Raw genomic sequence first — 18,152 nt, 5'->3', positions numbered from 1 at the left:
GGGGCCTGTGCCGAAGGCTCGCCCGGCCAGTGGTCCCCGGTCCCACTCCCCGGACGGCGCGGGGAGCCCACCCCTAGGATCACCGCATGACCGCCGTTCTCTTCGACTTCTCCGGAACCCTCTTCCGCGTCGAGCCCACCGAGGTCTGGCTGCGTGCCGTACTGGCCGAGGCCGAAGTCGACCTCACCGAGCCCGAGTTCACCAAGACCGCGCAGGCCCTGGAGGCGGCGGGCGCGCTGCCCGGCGGCGCGTCCCCTCAGCACGTTCCCGCCGGACTCGCCGAGGTGTGGGAGGTCCGCGACCGGACCCCCGAGGAGCACCGGGCCGCCTTCACCGGCCTCTCCCGGCGGGTGCCGCTGCCCGACCCCCGTCTGCACGACGCGCTCTACGAGCGCCACATGCGGCCGGACGCGTGGACGCCGTACCCGGACGCCGCCGAGGTGCTGGCCACGTTGCGCGAACGCGGGATCGCGGTCGGCGTGGTCAGCAACATCGGCTGGGACCTGCGTCCGGTCTTCCGTGCGCACGGCTTGGACGCGTACGTGGACGGCTACGTCCTGTCGTACGAGCACGGCATCCGCAAGCCCGATCCCCGGCTCTTCGAGATCGCCTGCGCCGGCATCGGCGCCGACCCCCGGGAGGTGCTGATGGTCGGTGACGACAGGTGGGCGGACGGCGGCGCCGCGGCGCTGGGCTGCGCGTTGCACTTCGTGGACCATCTGCCGGCCGACCGGCGTCCGGACGGGCTGCGCCCCATTCTCGGGCTGGTGCGCTGACTTCGCAGAACCACCGCCCACCCCGGACGATCCCCCGCGTCGCCCGGGGCAGGACGGCACCGCCGGAACCGGCCACTCCTGGGCCGGTCCGGACACCCTGAGTATAGTTGGCTGGCAGCCAGTCAACGCTGGAGTTACAGCATGACCCCCCGTAGCGCCTCGGTCAATGAAGAGTTGCGGCGGCGTTCCCGGGAACGGCTTCTGCAGGCGGCGGTCGAGCTGGTGAACGAGCGCGGATACGACGCGACGACGCTCGCGGACATCGCGGACCGGGCCGGATCGGCGCGCGGGCTGGTGTCGTACTACTTCCCCGGCAAGCGCCAGCTGGTCCAGTCCGCCGTCCACCGGCTGATGCACCGGACCCTTGAGGAGGCGCTGGAGCGCGAACCGCGCACCGAGGAGGGCCGGGAGCGGATGGCTCGGGCCATCGACGCGATCCTGGGGCTGGCCCGGGACCGGACCGTGCTGATGCGCCAGCACATGGCCGGACTGCTGGACACCGAGGGCTTCGTGCAGTGCCCCGAGCAGCAGCGGCTCGCCGAGTTGCTGCGGGACACCGTCGCCCGGCACGGCTCCCACGACGCCGGCGCCGACTATCCGATGCTGCGCGCGCTGCTGATGGGCTCGGTCTACGCCATGGTGCTGCCGAACGTGGGCATGCCGATCGCCCCCTTGCGCGCCGAGCTGTTCCGGCGCTACCGGCTCGGCTGGGAGATGGGTGTCCCGCCGGATACCGAGGCGCCCGGCGGGACGTGCGACGCGGACGTCTCCCGCTTCTTCGCCACCGGGGCGGCGCGGGCACCGGATGCGCCCGAACCGCCCGAAGACGATGCGTCGTCCTAGTCGAAGTAGTCCGGCTGCGTCTGCACATTGAGCTCGCGCAGCTTCACCCACCGCGCGGGATCCGTGCGCCGGTCGTCGAGCTTCAGGACGTCGAAGCCCTTCGCCATGTCGTTCGAGTAGATGTAGCCGTTGTAGTAGTACGCCGACCAGGAGCCGCCACCCGTGAGCTGCTCCGTGCTGATCGGGCCGCGCTCGAAGTAGGCGATCTCCCGGGGACGGGCGGAGTCGGTGAAGTCCCAGACGGACACACCGCCCTGGTACCAGGCCTGGACCATGATGTCCTTGCCCCTGACCGGGATCAGCGAGCCGTTGTGGGCGACGCAGTTCTCGGTGTCCGCCTGGTGCCGGGGGATCTTGTAGTAGCTGCGGAAGACGAGCTCGCGCCGGTCTCCCCGGCCGACGATGTCGTAGATGCCGTCGGCGCCCCGGTTGGGGCCGATCTCGGCGTTGCAGGTGGCCGCGCCGCCACCACCGAGCTCGTCGGTGAAGACGACCTTGTTCGCCCTCTGGTTGAACGTCGCCGAGTGCCAGAACGCGAAGTTCACGTTGTCCTGCACACGGTCGATGACCTTCGGGCGCTCCGGGTCCTTGATGGAGAGCAGGATGCCGTCACCCATGCAGGCGCCGGCCGCCAGGTCCTTGGAGGGCAGCACGGTGATGTCGTGGCAGCCGGTGGTCTTGGAGACACCGGGGTTGGTGGGTCCGCCGGGGTTGCCGCCACCGTCCGGGCCCTCGCCCGGGAAGAGCACCGGGAAGCCGACGACCGCCGCCTTCTCCGGGGCGTGGCGCGGCACCTTGATGACCGATATGCCGTCGTGCGGCGGTTGGCAGTCGGGGTAGGCGGCGTTCGGCGAGTACGAGGAGACGTACACGTAGACGCTGCGGCGCTCGGGGATCAGCGTGTGGGTGTGCGAGCCGCAGGCGGTCTCGACGGCGGCGACGTAGCGCGGGTTGCGCTTGTCGCTGATGTCGAAGACCTTCATGCCCTCCCAGGAGGACTTCTCGGTCACGGGCTGTGTGGTGCTGTTGCAACTGCTGTCGCTGCGCGAGGAGTCGGTGGACAGGAACAGCAGGTCGCCGGAGACGGAGATGTCGTTCTGCGAGCCGGGGCACAGCACCTGGGCGACCGTCCTGGGCGCCCGCGGGTTGCTGATGTCGAAGATGCGGAAGCCGTCGTAGTTGCCGGCGAAGGCGTAGCGGCCCTGGAACGCGAGGTCCGAATTGGTGTTGGGCAGCACGTCCTTGGGGATGTTGGCGAGGTGCTCGACGTTGGCGGAGTGGACGATCTCGTCCTGGCCGGGGATCTCCCCCGATTCCACCGCCTCGCGCACCTCTGCCTGGGTGCTGCGGGAGACCTCCTTGCCGGTCTGCGGCCCGTCCCCCGGGTCGGGGGTCGCGGTCGCCGGCTGAGACGTCAGCAGTGCGGCCAGCAGTCCGGCCGCGGCGGTGGCAACGCCAAGACGTCTGAGTCGCGTTCGGGGATCGTTCGACAGGATCACTGCGTCTTCCCTTCTTCCGTTCGGGAGGAACGGTTCACGGACCCCCGCAGTATCGTCTTCGCCATGCACAGATCAACAGAGGGACAGCGATATGTAACGCAGGTTTTCGCCCGGGCGGTCCGCGTGGCGGTGCCGCTGACCGCGTCGGCCGTGCTCGCGCTCACGGCCTGCGACTCCGGCGCGGACGCCGGGCCGGACGGGGCGAGCGGCCCGTCGGTGATCGTGCCCGGCGGCCCGGGCGAGGCGAACCGGACCCTGTCCGCCGAGGACGCGGCGAAGCAGCGCGTCGACGACGACACCCCCAACTCCGCCGACGTCGACTACACACGCATGATGATCACGCACCATTCACAGGCACTGGAGATGACCGGACTCGTCCCGGACCGCGCCGAGTCGTCGCAGGTGAGGAAGGTGGCGGAACGGATCCAGGCCGCGCAGCAGCCGGAGATCACGGTCATGCGCAGCTGGCTCGAGGAGCACGGGAAGACCGAGGAGGGCGGGGATCATGATCATGCCGCGATGCCCGGCATGGCGACCGAGGCGCAGTTGGCCGAACTGCGGGCGGCGCGGGGGAAGGCCTTCGACCGGCTCTTCCTCTCCCTGATGATCACTCATCACGAGGGGGCGATCACGATGGCCGCGGACGTGAAGGCGCAGGGCAACAACGTCCGGATCGAGGAGTTGGCCGACGATGTGATCGCCCAGCAGACCAGCGAGATCACGCGGATGCGCGCGATGCTGTGAGGCCGCCGCGGGCCGGGCGGGGGCGGGGGCGGGGCGGCGGGCAGGACAGGGCGCGCGGCGGGCAGGACAGGGCGCGCGGCGGTCACCGGGCAGCGGTGAGGCGGGGGCCGGGCAGCGCGCGGGCAGCGGGTAGGCGACGGGTCGGACAGGGCGCGGGAGGCGGATAGGCGACGGACCGGGCCGGGCGCGGGAGGCGGGCGGGCGGAGGGGTCGGGCACCCATTCGGACGGACTCGTCACCCCGTGCCGCCCGGCACCCTGTCCGCGGCGCCACGGCGGTGCCATGCTGGACCCATCAGCGATCTGCCGTACTGCACCGGACGATCCACCGGTGACCCACCGGACGAAGGAGTTCCGCCGTGCTGCGTGTCGCCGTCGTCGGCTCCGGACCGAGCGGGGTCTACTGCGCCCAGACCCTCGTCCAGCAGGACCCCACCGTCCTCGTCGACGTGCTGGACCGGCTGCCCTGCCCCTACGGGCTGGTGCGGTACGGCGTGGCGCCCGACCACGAGAAGATCAAGTCGCTGCAGAACAACCTCCGGGCAGTTCTGGAGCACGAACGCGTGCGCTTCCTCGGCGGTGTACAGGTCGGCGCCGGCGGGGTTCCGGCCGCCCGGCTGCGGGAGCTGTACCACGCGGTGGTGTACTGCGTGGGCGCCGCGACCGACCGCCATCTCGGGATTCCGGGCGAGGACCTGCCGGGCAGTTTCTCGGCGACCGAGTTCGTGTCCTGGTACAGCGCCCATCCCGACGCCCTGGCCGACGGTTTCGTGCTCGGCGCGCGGTCGGCCGTGGTCATCGGCGTGGGGAACGTCGCCGTGGACGTCACCCGGATCCTGGCGCGCGGCCCGGCCGAGCTGAGCCCCACCGACATGCCGCACGCGGCGCTCACCGCGCTGACCGCGAGCCGGGTGAGTGACGTCCTGATGGTGGGGCGGCGAGGCCCCTCACAGGCCCGGTTCACCACCAAGGAGCTGCGCGAGCTCGGCGCGCTGCCGGGTGCCGAAGTACGTGTGGAGCCTGATGAGTTGGCGCTGGACCCGGCGTACGTCGACCCGTCGGCGCTGCCCGCCGTGCAGCGGCGCAACGTCGAGGTGCTGCGCAGCTGGGCCGCCGAACCGGCGAAGGATCTGCCGCGCCGGATCCGGCTGCGGTTCTTCCTGCGTCCGGTGGAGTTGCTGGCCGACGGCGGCCGGGTCGGCGCGGTGCGCTTCGAGCGGACGCTGCCGGACGGGCGGGGCGGTGTGACCGGGACGGGCCGGTACGAGGACGTCGAGGCCCAGTTGGTGCTGCGGTCGGTGGGGTATCGCGGAGTGCCGCTGGAGGGGCTGCCGTTCGATCCGGCCACCGGTACCGTGCCGCATCTGGCCGGGCGCGTGGTGCGCGGCGGCGTCGTCGCGCCGGGCGAGTACGTGGCGGGCTGGATCAAGCGCGGTCCGACGGGCGTCATCGGCACCAACCGCCCGTGCGCCAAGGAGACGGTGCTGTCGCTGGTCGAGGACGCCGCCGTGCTCGTACGGAAGGACGTTCCGGACGAGCCGCTCGCCGTGCTGCGGGCCGCGGGGGTCGAACCGGTCGAGTGGTCGGGGTGGCGTGCCATCGAACGCGCGGAGGCCGAACTCGGAGCCTCCCTCGGGCGCGGTGTCGTCAAGCTGCCGGACTGGGAGTCCCTGCTGGCCGCGGCACGCGGCGCGTCGTGACGGAAAACGTGGTGACCGCAGTCGGCCGCCTACGGGATGCGGCACGTGCCCGCGATGTACGCGGTCGCGGTGACCGTTCCGGCTGAGTCGGGGCGCGCGGAAGCTGTCACCCGCGGGCCTTGCCACCCGATCACCGCGGATCCGCTGGCGTGCGGCCGTGCTCTTCAACCGCCCTCCTGCCAGGGGTGGTTCGGCCGGCCGCACCGAGCCGGGTGGCCTGCCGCTCGGCGACGGCGAGCAGGCCAGGACGTCTCCACCGGCGGCAGCGCGTCCGGCGTCCCCGGCCCGACCGCCCCTGGCTACGAGGCCCCCTTCGCCGCCCGGGTCAAGGCGGAGACCTCCCGGTCCGTTGCCGCCATCAGGCTCATCACGGAGGCCGAACAGGCGGAAAGGATCACCGCCAACGGCGACAGCGACGCCGTCCTGCTGGGCCGAGAGCTCCCTGCGCGACCCGTCATGGGCACAGCACGCGGCTCGACACGTCTTCCGCCATGCCGCCCGGTCCGCCGGCCCCAGGCCGGAGCCGGACACGCCGGAACGCGCCAACGCCGCCTGCGTGAGCGGGCCTTGACGCGCCGCCGTCCGTCAGCCGTCGCACGCGCTTCCTGGCCACCTCAGGCGCCGAGGCGTGCCAGTGCGTCCTTGAGGCCGGCGGGTGCCCCCTCGCCCAGACGTACGACCGCCCGTTCGATGTGCGGCAGCGATCGCTGGCCCGCGACCGCGAGGGCGATGGCGGCCAGGACGCCCGCCCAGGCCACCGGACCGAGCGGCGTGCAGCCGAGGGCCTGGCTCACGCCCGGGGTCTCGACCACGGCGACCAGGGCCACGGCGGAGCCGAGGACGGTCAGGCGGACCAGGGGGCTGTCGCGCCGGTCGGCGAGTGTCTGGGCGAGCTGGGTGCCGACCACGGCGCACAGGGCCATCGTGGTCGTACGGCGGACCGACCCCGGGGTGAACCGGCCGATCAGCCAGGCCGCGACCGCGCCGAGACACGTGGTCAGCGCCCGGTGCCGGATCTGCCGCATGAGCGGCGTACCGAGCAGCGACGTACCCAACGGCCCGCTGCCCGCGCTCGCCTCCTCCCGCACGTCCTTCTGGGGCGTGACCGCCACCGCCATGGCCGGGAACAGGTCCGTGAAGAGGTTCACCAGCAGCATCTGACGGGTCGACAGCGGCGAGGCCCCGCCGAGCAGGCTGCCGACGATCCCGAAGCCGACCTCGCCCGCGTTGCCGCCGATCAGGATGGCGACGGCGTCGGCGACGCTGTGCCACAGGGCGCGGCCCTCGGAGACCGCCTCGACGAGCACGGTCATGTCGCCGTTGGTGAGGACCAGGTCCGCGGCGTTGCGGGCGGCGGCGGAACCGCGGGCGCTGATGCCCACGCCGACGTCGGCGGCGCGGATGGCGGCGGCGTCGTTGGCGCCGTCGCCGACCATGCCGACCACCCGGCCGGAGTCCATCAGCGCCTCGATGACCTGGAGCTTCTGCTCGGGCGCGACCCGGGCGACCACACCCACGTCGTGCAGCATCCGGGCGCGCTCGGAGCGGTCCGCGGCGGCCAGTTCGTCGCCGGTGACCACATCGGTGTCCTCCGGCCAGCCCAGCTGGACGGCGATCGCGCGGGCGGTCTGCGGGTGGTCGCCGGTCAGCATGACCGGTCGTACGCCCGCCTCGCGCAACCCGTGCACGAGCGCGGTGGACGATTCGCGGGGCACGTCGGCCAGCGCGAGGAGCCCGGTGAACTCCAGTCCCTTCAGAGGCGCTTCACCGACCTCCGCATCCTTCTCGCCTTCGGCCAGCGGCCGTTGCGCCACCGCAAGCACCCGCAGTCCGTCCCGGGCAAGGTCGTGGGCCTTGTCGTAGGCGTGGTCGGGGACGTCGCGGCAGGCCGGCAGCACGACCTCGGGCGCGCCCTTGACCACCAACACCCGCTTGCCGTCGCCGGAATGGCCCACGGCACCGGCGTAGCCGCGGCCCGCCTCGAACGGCCGGCCCTCGGTCTGCACCCACTCGGGGTCACGAGCGGCAGCGTCCAGGACCGCCTCGTCGGTGGCGTGCACCGGCTTGTCGGGTCCCTCCTCCGGCTGCGGACAGGCGCGTACCGCGACCCTCATGGTCTCGGTGTCCGCGGCCTCCTCCGGCGTGGAAGTCCTGCTGTCGGCGTCGGTCACCCGCACCAGCCGCAGCTTGTTCTCGGTGAGGGTGCCGGTCTTGTCGAAGCAGACCGTGTCCATCCGGCCGAGCGCCTCCAGCGTGCGCGGCGCCCGTACGAGCACGCCCCGGTGGCTGAGCCTGCGGGCGGCCGCCAGTTGCGCCACCGTGGCCACCAGCGGCAGCCCTTCGGGCACGGCGGCCACCGCGACCGCCACACCACCGCTGACAGCCTCCCGGATCGGGGCGCCGCGCAGCAGCGACAGGCCGGTCACCGCCGCGCCGCCCGCCATCGTCAACGGCAGTGCCTTGCTGGTGAGTTCCTGGAGCCGGGCCTGCACACCCGCGGCCGGTGGCTTGCGGGCTGCGAGGTGGACGGCCCGGGCCGCCTCGGTGCGCTCGCCTGTCTCCACCACCACGGCCCGCGCCTGCCCCGCCACCACGGTGGTGCCCTCGAACACCATGCAGCGGCGGTCGGCGACGGCGGCACTCGGTGTGGGCTCCGTCTGTTTGTCGACCGGCAGCGACTCGCCGGTCAGCGCCGACTCGTCCACCTCCAGTCCGTCCTCCCACAGCAGGCGCGCGTCGGCCGGTACGACGTCGTCCACCTTGAGCTCGATCACATCGCCGGGGAGCAGCCGGGCGGCGTCCACGGTGTGCGAGCCGCCCGCGTCCCCGTCGCTGACGCGGGCCTTCTGCTTCTGCTCGGCGACGAGCCCGGACAGCGCCCGTTCGGCGCGCAGCCGCTGCACGCCGCCGACCAGCGCGTTCAGGTCGAGGGCGCCGACCACCAGCAGGGCGTCCACCATGGAGCCGAGGATCGCCGAGGCGGCCGAGCCGACCGCCAGCACGGGCGTCAGCGGGTCGTCCAGTTCTCCCCGGACCGCCCTGCCCAGATCGAGTGTCCAGCGGACCGGCGTCATACCGGGGGCGCGCACGACGGTGCGCGCCGCCCTGCGGACCCCGCCGACCGCGGAGGTGACGGCCGTCTGCTGCTCCTCCGTGCGGCGTTCCAGACGCTTGCGTACGTCGTTCACCTTGAGGGCGTGCCAGGGAACCCGGGGCCTGGGGTGCGGCGCACGGGCCGCCGCCACACCGACGGCCGCCCGCGTGCCGCCCAGCAGGGCGAGGGCGGCGCCGATGTCGACGGGCGCGTGCCGCAGGCCGACCAGCGGAATCCCGCTGGGGGTGGCGCCCCCCGACTCGCCCACGGCGACCAGCAGCCCGGACAGGGCGGCGCCGGACCTGGCCAGGACCTGCGAGCGCCGGCCGACCCCGCGGGCCGCGGGCACCGCGCAGAGCAGTCGCCACACGTCGGCAAGTCCGCCCGGCGCGACCAGGTCGGCGCCCCAGGCGACGGCCGAGTCCCCGTCGGCGAGCGTCACGGCCACGTCCCCGGCCAGCAGCCCGGACAGCGCGTCGGTGTCGTCGGCGGAGGAGGGCCGGGCAACCGAGATGACGCCCCCGCGGCCCCGCAGCCGGTCCACCACCTCGGCGGGCGGGCGGTCGGCGGCGACGATGTGGTCCGCGAGTGCGGCGAACTCACCGAGCGCGGGGTCGGCCACCACCACGACCCGCAGGCCGGCCCGCCGTGCCGCGTCGAGAACGGCCTCGGCCATCGGGTCCGCGCTGCCGTCCGCGCTGTGCAGGGCGCTCGGATGCAGGAAGACCGTGCCGGCCGTCTCCAGCTGCCGCAGCCGGTCCATGTTGCGTACCAGCACACCGGTGCGGGCCAGCGCGCAGCCCAGGACCGCGTGGAAGGCCGCGGGGCCGTAGCGTGCGGCCTTCGGGGAGCCCGCGAGGATGGCCTCCGCCGCTTCGGTGCCACTGTGCTTGACCAGCAGTGTCACGGCGGCTCCCACCACACTGCCGGTCTCGGCGTGGACGGCGTACTCCTGGGCGGGTGCGGTGCGCAGCGGCGGACGCGGGAAGCGGTGCGCGGCGACGTCGTCGCGTCCAGGTCCGACCACCTGATCGTGCACGGACTCGAAGGCGGCACCGCGCGCCAGCGCCTCCGCGAGCTGGAGGGAACGCAGGGCGCCGTCCAGCACCAGGGAGGTCGGGGACTGCCCGGCGCCGTGGGCGGCCGCGTTGGCGACGGCCAGCATCAGGTCCGTACGGGAGGAGCCGAACCGGGACCGCATCCAGCCGCGGAAGCGGGGGTTCTCGCGCAGCAAGGTGACGCCCGCGGTCACGAACCGGGGTGAGGGCGGCAGCCGCAGCATGGATCCGGTGACCGCGGCGACGATGCCCGCGGCGTCGGCGACGATCGCCGCCGACACGGTCCGCACTTCGCCCGGGTCACCGGGATGCGCGAACTCCTCGACCGGGACGTCCGCGGGCACGAGATCGTACTTGTCGGCCAGCTCGTTCGCCCGTTCGAGCACCCCGTCCGTCAGGGTCGCCTCGCACGCGACGACCACCAGCCGGGCGAGCCCGCCGTCCCAGTAGGCGTAGGCGACGTCCGGGTGCTCGGCGAGGGCCTCGGCCATCCGCCGGGCCGCCCGCGCGGTGGCGGCTGCCCGGTCCTCGCGACCTGCCCGTTCCGCCTGCTCGGGCTGCGCGGGCTGCTCGGGCCCCGCCGGCGGCTGGGGGCGCTCCGGCGGCTCGGGTCCCTCCGGCTGCTCGAATCCCTCCGGCTCGGGGCGCCTCGCCTGCTCGGGCCGCTCCGGCTGCTCAGGTCCCTCCGGCGGCTCGGGGCGCTTCGGCTGCTCGCATCCCTCCCGCTGCTCAGGTCCCTGCCGCCGCCCGGGGCGCTCCTGCTGGTCTCGGTGCTCCGGCTGCTTGGGTTCGGTGGCCGCCCGCAGCGCGAGGTGCACCCGGTTGCCGGCTCTCCAGTGGCGCCCCCCGCCGGGCACCGCCGCACGCGCCACCCGCGACACCCGCACCATGGACTCCGCGCCGCGCACTCCGGCGCGCGCGGTTCCGGCCACGGCACCGGCGGCAGCACCGACCGCGGGCGCGGTCCCGCGCACCAGCAGGCGCGGCCCGGCCATGACGATGTCGGAGACGGCCGCCGATGAGCTCCTCAGCAACCAAAGCCCCATGTCACGCCCTTTTCTCGTATGTCAGGCGGGCCGGGTGTCAGGGCTCCGGCCCGCCGTCTCCTAACTGCCGCTCGTGGTCGCCTTGCGCCGGCCCCCGCTGGACGAACTCCGCCCGCCGGAGGTGCCCGACTTCGCACGACTGGAGGTCGTACGCTTGCTCGTCGACGACGTACGCCGCCCGGCGCCCGCCGTCTTCCCACCGCTGGACGTCGTGCGCCTCGCCGTGGACGACTTGGTGGCCGTCGCCTTGGTGCCGCCCGTCGTGGTGGCCTCCCCGTTGCCCTCGTGCCCGGGCTTCGGCTGGGTCAGCCAGGCCACCCCCGCCACCGTGAGGGCCACCGGCCACTCCACCAGGCCCGCGACTCCGAGCAGCCCGGCGCCGGTGTACACCGCCACGCGACGGCCGCGCGGCGATACGGTGCCGACCGCGTCCAGCGCTCCACCCGCCGCCTTGGTCACCGCCTCCGCCCCGGGCACCTTGCGCAGCGCCGTCACGGGCGCGCGCAGTGGTGCCGGGAGTTCCGGCGAGGTCTTCTGCCGTGCCATGACACTCACGCTCCCTGGCAGATCCATGTGTCACCCCGCCGGGTTCCCTTGATACCAGACGTCACCCGTACGAATGACGAAAAGTCGCATAAATGGGGCATCACACCATTGCGGTGCCGGTGGACGTGGCGCCGCCGAGGAAGCGCGCGTTTCCGTCTCGTCCACTGGACCGGAGGCCCGTGAGGGAGGCGCCCGGAAAGTGCTTGCTCCAGGGAGCGCACCGGCGGGGCGCTTCGCACGGTCGCCGCCTCACGTCCGCCGCACGGCGTCCGCCAACTCGCGCTGATAGTCGGCGTAGGCGGTGCGCAGTGCGGCCCCCGGCCAGTCGGCGGGCAGAAGTTCGGGCGGCAGCACGGGGTCGGCGAGCAGATGACGCAGGGCGGCCGCGAGGGTGGTGAGACGGTCGGCCGGATGGTCCACGCGCGCGATGTGCCCGAGCAGCGCGCGGGCCGTGGCGGCCCAGGTGCCCAGCGGCCACAGGGTCGCCGCCAGGTCGCGGCCGGGCTGCGCGGGCCGGGCCGTGAAGGGCTGGAGTACGGCCGCCAGGTCGTCCGGCACGGGACGGAGCAGGTTGGCCGGCCGGAGCCAGACGCCCTCGCGGAGTTCGGCAAGCCGCAGTGCGGTGAGCCGGGCGCGCAGGTCGGCGCGTTCGGCGGGCCCGCGGCCGGTCGCGGTGATCACGGCCATCTCCCAGTCGCCGTCCCACGCGCGCGTGCGGGGGTGCAGGGCGTCGTCCTGTCGGCGCTGACGCTCCAGGAGGCGCTCGCCGATCCGGTAGCCGGTGTCCGTGCGCAGCAGGTCACCGGCGGCCGTCATCCGGCTGAGCGCGGCGCGCAGGGTGGAGCCGCCGACGCCGAAGGATTCCACGGCACGGGCGAGGTCCCGCCCCGGCACTTCGGGAGGATGGACACCGAGCAGCAGGCTCAGCACGACGGACCGGGCCGACAGCGGGCGCAGTTCGACCGCGCCGGACGGGGTCGTCTCGTCGATGCGCATGGTCACGTACTGTACGGCGCGCACTTGTTGTTGCAGTATTGCTGCGATCGCAGCAATACTGCAACACTTTCCTTCATGGTCTCGACACATGACGGTCCTTCCGGTGGCGCCACCCACGTCGTCACCAACCAGTCCCCCGCCCTCACCCCCTACGACGCGTCCGACGACCGAGCCCTGCTGGAGGGGCTGCGGCGCGAGGGAGCCGGGTGGGCCGAGGACGGCATCCGGCGGCTCGGCCGGCAGGCCGGCAGCGAGGAGGCGCAGGAGTGGGGTGAACTGGCCAACCGGCACGAACCGGTACTACGCACCCACGACCGGTACGGCAACCGGGTGGACGAGGTCGACTTCCACCCCAGCTGGCACCACCTGATGCGCGTCGCGGTCGCCGAGGGCCTGGCGGGCGCCCCCTGGGCGGAGGACCGGCCGGGGGCTCATGTCGCCCGTACGGCGAGCGGGCTGGTGTGGGGCCACGCCGAGGCCGGACATGGCTGCCCCACGTCCATGACGTACGCCGCCGTCCCCGCGCTGCGCCGTCAGCCGGACCTCGCGAAGGTCTACGAACCACTGCTGACCGGCCGGGAGTACGACCCGGAGCTCGACGTTCCGACACGGAAGAGCGGTCTGCTGGCCGGCATGGGGATGACCGAGAAGCAGGGCGGCTCGGACGTCCGTACGAACACCACCGTCGCCACGCCCACCGACGAGCCCGGCGTGTACACGCTGCGCGGGCACAAGTGGTTCACATCGGCCCCGATGTGCGACGTGTTCCTGGTGCTGGCGCAGGCCCCCGAGGGACTGTCCTGCTTCCTGGTGCCGCGTGTGCTGCCCGACGGGAGCCGCAACACGTTCCGCATCCAGCGTCTGAAGGACAAGCTCGGCAACCGATCGAACGCCTCCTCCGAGCCCGAGTTCGACAGGACCGTCGCCTGGCTGGTCGGCCCCGAGGGGCAGGGCGTCAAGACGATCATCGAGATGGTCAACTGCACGCGGCTGGACTGCGTGATGGCCTCGGCGACGCTGATGCGTAAGACCCTGGTGGAGGCGGGGCACCACGTCCGGTATCGCAGCGCGTTCGGGGCGCGCCTGGTGGACCAGCCGCTGATGCGCAACGTGCTGGCCGACCTGGCGCTGGAGTCCGAGGCGGCCACGACGCTCACCCTGCGGCTCGCGGGCGCGGCCGACAGGGCGGTGCGCGGGGACACGGGCGAGGCGGCGTTCCGCCGCATCGCCACCGCCGTGGGCAAGTACTGGGTCACCAAGCGGGGCCCGGCCTTCACCGCCGAGGCCCTGGAGTGCCTCGGCGGCAACGGTTACGTGGAGGACTCGGGCATGCCCCGTCACTATCGCGAGGCGCCCCTGCTCTCCATCTGGGAGGGCTCCGGGAACGTCAATGCCCTCGACGTACTGCGGGCGTTGAGTCGCGAGCCGGGCACCGCGGATGCGCTGTTCGCCGAGCTGGCATCGGCCCAAGGGGCGGACGCCCGGCTCGACGGCGCGGTGCGGCGGCTCAAGGGCACGCTGGCGCAGGGGTCGCAGGCGGGCGCGCGGCGGCTGGTCGAGCTGATGGCGCTCACCCTGCAGGCGTCACTGCTGGTCCGCCACGCCCCGCCCGCGGTCGCCGACGCGTTCTGCGCGACGCGTCTGGGCGGCGACTGGGGCCACGCCTTCGGCACCCTCCCTGACACGGCCGACGTCGGCGCCGTCCTGGACAGGGCGCTGCCCACGTCCGATCCAACGGGATTGCCTGCGGCGTCGGTCGTGTGAGGGCGGTACGGGTCAGGTCTCGTGGTGCCGCTACGGGGCAGGACCTGTGGCGCCGCTACGGCGCGTGGCGCGCCACCACGGCTCCGGGCGCATGACGCCACAACGGCTCACGCGCCGCCAAGGCTCATGCGGCGTGGCGCCGATACGAGGCAGACCGTAGCGCCGCCGCCACGGCACGGGTCATGCGGCGCCCTCACAGCCCAGCCCGTCCGGCGCCCCGCGACCCGGCCCACCTGGCGCAGGCGAGGCCGTACCGCACCTGACGCAGCAGAGCGCCCAGCCCATCCCACGCAGACGAAGGGGTCAGCCCGTCTGACGCCGCCGTAGCGTGTCGAAACGGGCCCAGTCGGTCTCCCATTGGTCCAGGCGCCTGCGTTCCAGCCGGTTGCGGAGCAGACGGCCGCCCGTCAGGGGCAGGGCGGTCGCGCCGAGGCCCGCGAGGGCGCCGATCAGGCCGGCGCGGACGCGGGCCTCTTCAGGCGTGGTCGGCTCGGTGACCAGACGGCCCTGCCGGTCGGTCCAGACGGTGACCGGCGTACCGGCGGGGCTGCCGGGGCGGACCCGTGCCTGGCCGGTGCGGTCGGAGCCGTCCGGCGCCGGCCAGCGGACCTCGGCCCACACCCGCTCGGTGTCCGGCGCGCCGGACCTGGTGGGGGACGATCCCGGCACCGACTCGGACAGCCGTGCCTCGATCCGGCGCCACTCGACGCGCTCCCGGGCAAGCTCCCGTTCGACGGTCCGGCTCACCGCCTGCCCCGCGAGCACGGCGGCCGCCGCCGCAAGCGCCCAGACGGCGAGCAGGACCCAGGCCTCCACCCTGTCGGAGCGTCGCTTGAGCGGGTTCCGCCGCCAGCGCCACAGCCACACCTTCCGACCACGGAACGCCATCGAAGGCTTCCTCCTCGCGAGCCGCACGAACATCCCCACCGCCCTCCCATACGGCGCACGGCACGCCGATGCTCAGAGGCCGCCCGCGAGGGGTCGCCCCGAAGGAGCGGTGGCCGCGCGCACGCCCGGTGCGGAGCGATCGCCGGCACGCGCGGCGGCGACCGGCGACACCGCGCTGACCTGGGGCAACTGCATCTATGGGGGTGACTGTCAGTGGTGGGGTGCAGACTGGCCGATGTCTGGGACAAACACGTCGCGGAGGTGATCGGCATGACCGAAGTACTGCTCGCCGTGGGCACACGCAAAGGCCTGTTCATCGGGCGCCGGCGCGGGAGCGCCTGGGAGTTCGACGAAAGTCCCTACTTCAACGCGCAGGCCGTGTACTCGGTCGCCATCGACACCCGGGGAACCACCCCGCGTCTGCTGGCCGGTGGCGACAGCGCCCACTGGGGTCCGTCGGTCTTCCACTCGGACGACCTGGGCCGCACCTGGACCGAACCGGCGCAGCCGGCCGTGAAGTTCCCCAAGGACACGGGAGCTTCACTCGAGCGCGTGTGGCAGCTGCACCCGGCGGCCGCCGAGCCGGACGTGGTCTACGCGGGCACGGAACCGGCCGCGCTGTACCGCTCGGAGGACAGAGGGGAGACATTCGAGCTGGTCCGCCCCCTGTGGGAGCACCCCACGCGCTCCCAGTGGCAGCCGGGCGGCGGTGGCGAGGGCCTGCACACCGTGGTCACCGACCAGCGGGATCCCAGGACACTGACGGTCGCGGTGTCGGCGGCCGGGGTGTTCCGCACGACCGACGGCGGCGCGAGCTGGGCCCCGTCCAACTCCGGTGTCTCCGCGGTGTTCATGCCTGATCCCGACCCGGAGTTCGGCCAGTGCGTTCACAAGATCGCGCAGGACGCGGGGACACCGGACCGGATGTATCTCCAGAACCACTGGGGGGTGTACCGCAGCGACGACGCGGGCGCCCACTGGACCGACATCGGTGAGGGCCTGCCCTCGACCTTCGGTTTCGCCGCCGCGGCCCACCCCCACCGCGCGGAGACGGCATATGTGTTCCCGATCAACGCGGACGCCGACCGGGTGCCCGCGGACCGGCGGTGCCGGGTCTTCCGGACGGCGGACGCGGGCAAGTCGTGGGAGCCGCTGGCGGCCGGACTGCCCCAGGAGGACCACTACGGCACGGTGCTGCGCGACGCGCTGTGCACGGACGACGCGGACCCGGCTGGCGTGTACTTCGGCAACCGCAACGGCGAGGTGTTCGCGTCGGCCGACGACGGCGACAGCTGGCGGCAGTTGGCGTCGCACCTGCCGGACGTGCTGTGTGTGCGGGCCGCGGTGATCTGATGACGCGTACGGGGGGCTTACGGTCGCGCGGTGTTGGCCACTGGTTGATCGCCGCTGCCTGTACGGCAGTAGGGTGACGCCGTGGCACCACGACCCTTGCATGAAATCGTCGAAGCGGGCTGGGCGCAGGCCCTGGAACCCGTGGCCGGGCGGATCGCGGAGATGGGTGACTTCCTGCGTGCGGAGATCGCCGCGGGACGCACCTATCTCCCGGCCGGGCCGGATGTCCTACGTGCCTTCCGGCAGCCCTTCGACGAGGTACGCGTCCTGATTGTCGGACAGGATCCGTATCCGACTCCCGGGCACGCGGTGGGACTGTCCTTCTCCGTCGCGCCCGATGTGCGTCCGTTGCCCGGCAGTCTGATCAACATCTACCGGGAGCTGAACACCGATCTGGGACTGCCCCAGCCGTCCAGCGGCGACCTCACTCCGTGGACCCGGCAGGGTGTGCTGCTGCTGAACAGGGCGCTCACCACCGCCCCGAGGCGTCCGGCCGCGCACCGGGGCAAGGGCTGGGAGGAGGTCACCGAGCAGGCCATCCGCGCCCTGGCCGCGCGCGGCAAACCGCTGGTGTCCATCCTCTGGGGCCGCGACGCGCGCAACCTCCGCCCGCTGCTCGGCGACCTGCCCTCGGTGGAGTCCGCGCACCCCTCCCCCATGTCGGCCGACCGCGGGTTCTTCGGCTCGCGCCCGTTCAGCCGCGCCAACGACCTCCTCATGCGTCAGGGAGGTCAGCCGGTGGACTGGCGCCTGCCGTGACGGGAGCACCCCACGGCCGCGCACCGGCGAGCGCCGGCGGCTTCCTCGCCGTCGACTCCGGCGGTTCCGGGCTTCGCGTCGTCGTCGGTGACGTCGCGCGGGGACCGCTGGCCGGACGGGACTCCCGGGTGCCGGTGCGGACAGGTGACCGGGGCATCGACGCCGGGCATCTGATGGAGCAACTGGTGCCCCTGGTGCGGGCCGCGATCGCCGATGCCGGGTTCGAGGCGCTCGGCACGGCAGCCGTCGGCGCCGCCGGTTTCAGCACGCTCGGCGACGCCCTGCGCGCCGAACTGCCGGGGGCCCTGCGCCGGGAGTGCCGGATCCGGACGGTGGCCCTCGCCGCCGACGCGGTCACGGCGTATGCGGGCGCCCTGGGGTCGCGTTCCGGTGCCGTCGTCGCCGCCGGTACGGGTCTGATCGCCGTCGGCACGGACCTCACGTCCTGGCGGAGGGCCGACGGCTGGGGGCATCTGCTGGGCGACTGCGGCGGTGGCGCCTGGATCGGGCGGGCCGGGCTCGAGGCCGCGTTGCGCGCGTACGACGGGCGGGCGGGCGGCTCCGCCCGACTGCTGGAGTGCGCCGAGGAGTTGTTCGGGCCGGTACGGGAACTGCCGGGCAAGCTGTACCCGCGACCTGACCGCCCCGCCGTCCTCGCCTCGTTCGCACCCCGGGTCGCGGACTGCGCGGGCGAGGGCGATCCGGTGGCCGTGGCCGTGCTGCACGCCGCGGCGCGGCACATGGCCGACTCCGCTGCCGCAGTCTGCCCGGCGGAGGGCCGGCCCGAAGTGGCGATCACCGGTGGCCTGTTCAAGCTGGGCGCCGCCCTCCTCGTACCTCTTGAGGACGAGCTGGCCGGACGACTGCCGCATGCGCGGCGAGTCGCCGCCGAGGGCGATCCGCTGCACGGCTCGGTGCGTATCGCGACCGAGTTGGCGACCGGGGCCCTCGGCCTGCCGCGTGACGAAAAGATGCTGTACGTCGCGAGCGCACAGGGCGACTGACAGCCGAGTTGTACCCGTTCGTTCCGTACACGTCAGCGGCCACCGCACAGAAACCCACTGATCACTTCCATTTCGTACGTAAC

At 73.4% G+C, this 18,152-nt stretch carries 13 protein-coding genes and 1 pseudogene; 9 read left to right on the top strand and 5 right to left on the bottom strand.

The window, feature by feature from the left end; translation table 11 throughout:
* Positions 1 to 86 precede the first annotated feature (86 nt).
* On the top strand, positions 87 to 776 hold the full coding sequence (locus ACGF8A_RS30595) for an HAD family hydrolase (RefSeq protein ID WP_393113480.1): 690 nt from the start codon (positions 87 to 89) through the stop codon (positions 774 to 776).
* 141 nt (positions 777 to 917) lie between these two features.
* Entirely contained in the window at positions 918 to 1,619 is a 702-nt protein-coding gene (locus tag ACGF8A_RS30590; protein ID WP_393113479.1) for a TetR/AcrR family transcriptional regulator, read from the top strand.
* Here the strand turns inward: ACGF8A_RS30590 and ACGF8A_RS30585 are convergent.
* The gene (locus ACGF8A_RS30585) at positions 1,616 to 3,118 is read right to left on the bottom strand and encodes an LVIVD repeat-containing protein (RefSeq protein ID WP_393113478.1); all 1,503 of its coding nucleotides are present in this window, start codon (positions 3,116 to 3,118) and stop codon (positions 1,616 to 1,618) included. The genes ACGF8A_RS30590 and ACGF8A_RS30585 overlap by 4 nt on opposite strands.
* Positions 3,119 to 3,181: 63 nt before the next feature.
* Between ACGF8A_RS30585 and ACGF8A_RS30580 the strand changes: the two genes are divergently transcribed.
* The 3 genes and pseudogenes from ACGF8A_RS30580 to ACGF8A_RS30570 form a co-directional block, all read left to right on the top strand.
* Positions 3,182 to 3,862: a DUF305 domain-containing protein gene (locus ACGF8A_RS30580; RefSeq protein WP_393113477.1), complete on the top strand. Its 681-nt coding sequence runs from the start codon at positions 3,182 to 3,184 to the stop codon at positions 3,860 to 3,862.
* 358 nt (positions 3,863 to 4,220) lie between these two features.
* Positions 4,221 to 5,561, top strand: coding sequence for an FAD-dependent oxidoreductase (locus tag ACGF8A_RS30575; RefSeq protein WP_393113476.1), 1,341 nt, complete (start codon positions 4,221 to 4,223; stop codon positions 5,559 to 5,561).
* Between the two features lie 246 nt (positions 5,562 to 5,807).
* A pseudogene (locus tag ACGF8A_RS30570) lies at positions 5,808 to 6,132 on the top strand (hypothetical protein); the annotation flags it as partial.
* 43 nt (positions 6,133 to 6,175) lie between these two features.
* Here ACGF8A_RS30570 and ACGF8A_RS30565 read toward each other — a convergent pair.
* The 3 genes from ACGF8A_RS30565 to ACGF8A_RS30555 all read right to left on the bottom strand — a co-directional run bounded on the left by ACGF8A_RS30565 (position 6,176) and on the right by ACGF8A_RS30555 (position 12,301).
* Entirely contained in the window at positions 6,176 to 10,708 is a 4,533-nt protein-coding gene (locus ACGF8A_RS30565) for an HAD-IC family P-type ATPase (RefSeq protein ID WP_393113510.1), read from the bottom strand.
* A 111-nt stretch (positions 10,709 to 10,819) separates the two neighbouring features.
* Positions 10,820 to 11,305 carry a hypothetical protein gene (locus tag ACGF8A_RS30560; protein ID WP_393113475.1) on the bottom strand — a complete coding sequence of 162 codons (486 nt, stop codon included), beginning with the start codon at positions 11,303 to 11,305 and terminating at the stop codon, positions 10,820 to 10,822.
* Positions 11,306 to 11,554: 249 nt separating this feature from the next.
* Complete coding sequence (locus ACGF8A_RS30555) at positions 11,555 to 12,301, bottom strand: PaaX family transcriptional regulator C-terminal domain-containing protein (protein ID WP_393113473.1); 747 nt, start codon at positions 12,299 to 12,301, stop codon at positions 11,555 to 11,557.
* A gap of 75 nt (positions 12,302 to 12,376) precedes the next feature.
* Between ACGF8A_RS30555 and ACGF8A_RS30550 the strand changes: the two genes are divergently transcribed.
* Positions 12,377 to 14,065 carry a DNA alkylation response protein gene (locus tag ACGF8A_RS30550; RefSeq protein ID WP_393113472.1) on the top strand — a complete coding sequence of 563 codons (1,689 nt, stop codon included), beginning with the start codon at positions 12,377 to 12,379 and terminating at the stop codon, positions 14,063 to 14,065.
* Between the two features lie 303 nt (positions 14,066 to 14,368).
* Here ACGF8A_RS30550 and ACGF8A_RS30545 read toward each other — a convergent pair whose 3' ends face one another.
* Positions 14,369 to 14,953: a hypothetical protein gene (locus ACGF8A_RS30545; protein WP_393113471.1), complete on the bottom strand. Its 585-nt coding sequence runs from the start codon at positions 14,951 to 14,953 to the stop codon at positions 14,369 to 14,371.
* Positions 14,954 to 15,223: 270 nt separating this feature from the next.
* Here ACGF8A_RS30545 and ACGF8A_RS30540 point away from each other — a divergent pair, with 270 nt between their 5' ends.
* The 3 genes from ACGF8A_RS30540 to ACGF8A_RS30530 all read left to right on the top strand — a co-directional run bounded on the left by ACGF8A_RS30540 (position 15,224) and on the right by ACGF8A_RS30530 (position 18,069).
* Complete coding sequence (locus ACGF8A_RS30540; RefSeq protein WP_393113470.1) at positions 15,224 to 16,306, top strand: WD40/YVTN/BNR-like repeat-containing protein; 1,083 nt, start codon at positions 15,224 to 15,226, stop codon at positions 16,304 to 16,306.
* 81 nt (positions 16,307 to 16,387) lie between these two features.
* Complete coding sequence (locus ACGF8A_RS30535) at positions 16,388 to 17,065, top strand: uracil-DNA glycosylase (protein ID WP_393113469.1); 678 nt, start codon at positions 16,388 to 16,390, stop codon at positions 17,063 to 17,065.
* Positions 17,062 to 18,069, top strand: coding sequence for an N-acetylglucosamine kinase (locus ACGF8A_RS30530; protein ID WP_393113468.1), 1,008 nt, complete (start codon positions 17,062 to 17,064; stop codon positions 18,067 to 18,069). The genes ACGF8A_RS30535 and ACGF8A_RS30530 overlap by 4 nt, the downstream gene beginning before the upstream one ends.
* Positions 18,070 to 18,152 lie beyond the last annotated feature (83 nt).

The organism is Streptomyces sp. NPDC047706 (assembly GCF_043204795.1).
In the GTDB taxonomy this organism is placed as follows: domain Bacteria; phylum Actinomycetota; class Actinomycetes; order Streptomycetales; family Streptomycetaceae; genus Streptomyces.
The sequence above is the reverse complement of the archived record's forward strand: the minus strand, read 5'-3'. Positions and strand labels throughout refer to the sequence as shown.

Coding starts and splice junctions, on each gene's coding strand:
- ACGF8A_RS30595 (WP_393113480.1), top strand. CDS start 87: ATGACCGCCGTTCTCTTCGACTTCTCCGGAACCCTCTTCCGCGTCGAG.
- ACGF8A_RS30590 (WP_393113479.1), top strand. CDS start 918: ATGACCCCCCGTAGCGCCTCGGTCAATGAAGAGTTGCGGCGGCGTTCC.
- ACGF8A_RS30565 (WP_393113510.1), bottom strand. CDS start 10,708: ATGGCCGGGCCGCGCCTGCTGGTGCGCGGGACCGCGCCCGCGGTCGGT.
- ACGF8A_RS30545 (WP_393113471.1), bottom strand. CDS start 14,953: ATGGCGTTCCGTGGTCGGAAGGTGTGGCTGTGGCGCTGGCGGCGGAAC.
- ACGF8A_RS30580 (WP_393113477.1), top strand. CDS start 3,182: ATGCACAGATCAACAGAGGGACAGCGATATGTAACGCAGGTTTTCGCC.
- ACGF8A_RS30555 (WP_393113473.1), bottom strand. CDS start 12,301: ATGCGCATCGACGAGACGACCCCGTCCGGCGCGGTCGAACTGCGCCCG.
- ACGF8A_RS30560 (WP_393113475.1), bottom strand. CDS start 11,305: ATGGCACGGCAGAAGACCTCGCCGGAACTCCCGGCACCACTGCGCGCG.
- ACGF8A_RS30550 (WP_393113472.1), top strand. CDS start 12,377: ATGGTCTCGACACATGACGGTCCTTCCGGTGGCGCCACCCACGTCGTC.
- ACGF8A_RS30540 (WP_393113470.1), top strand. CDS start 15,224: ATGACCGAAGTACTGCTCGCCGTGGGCACACGCAAAGGCCTGTTCATC.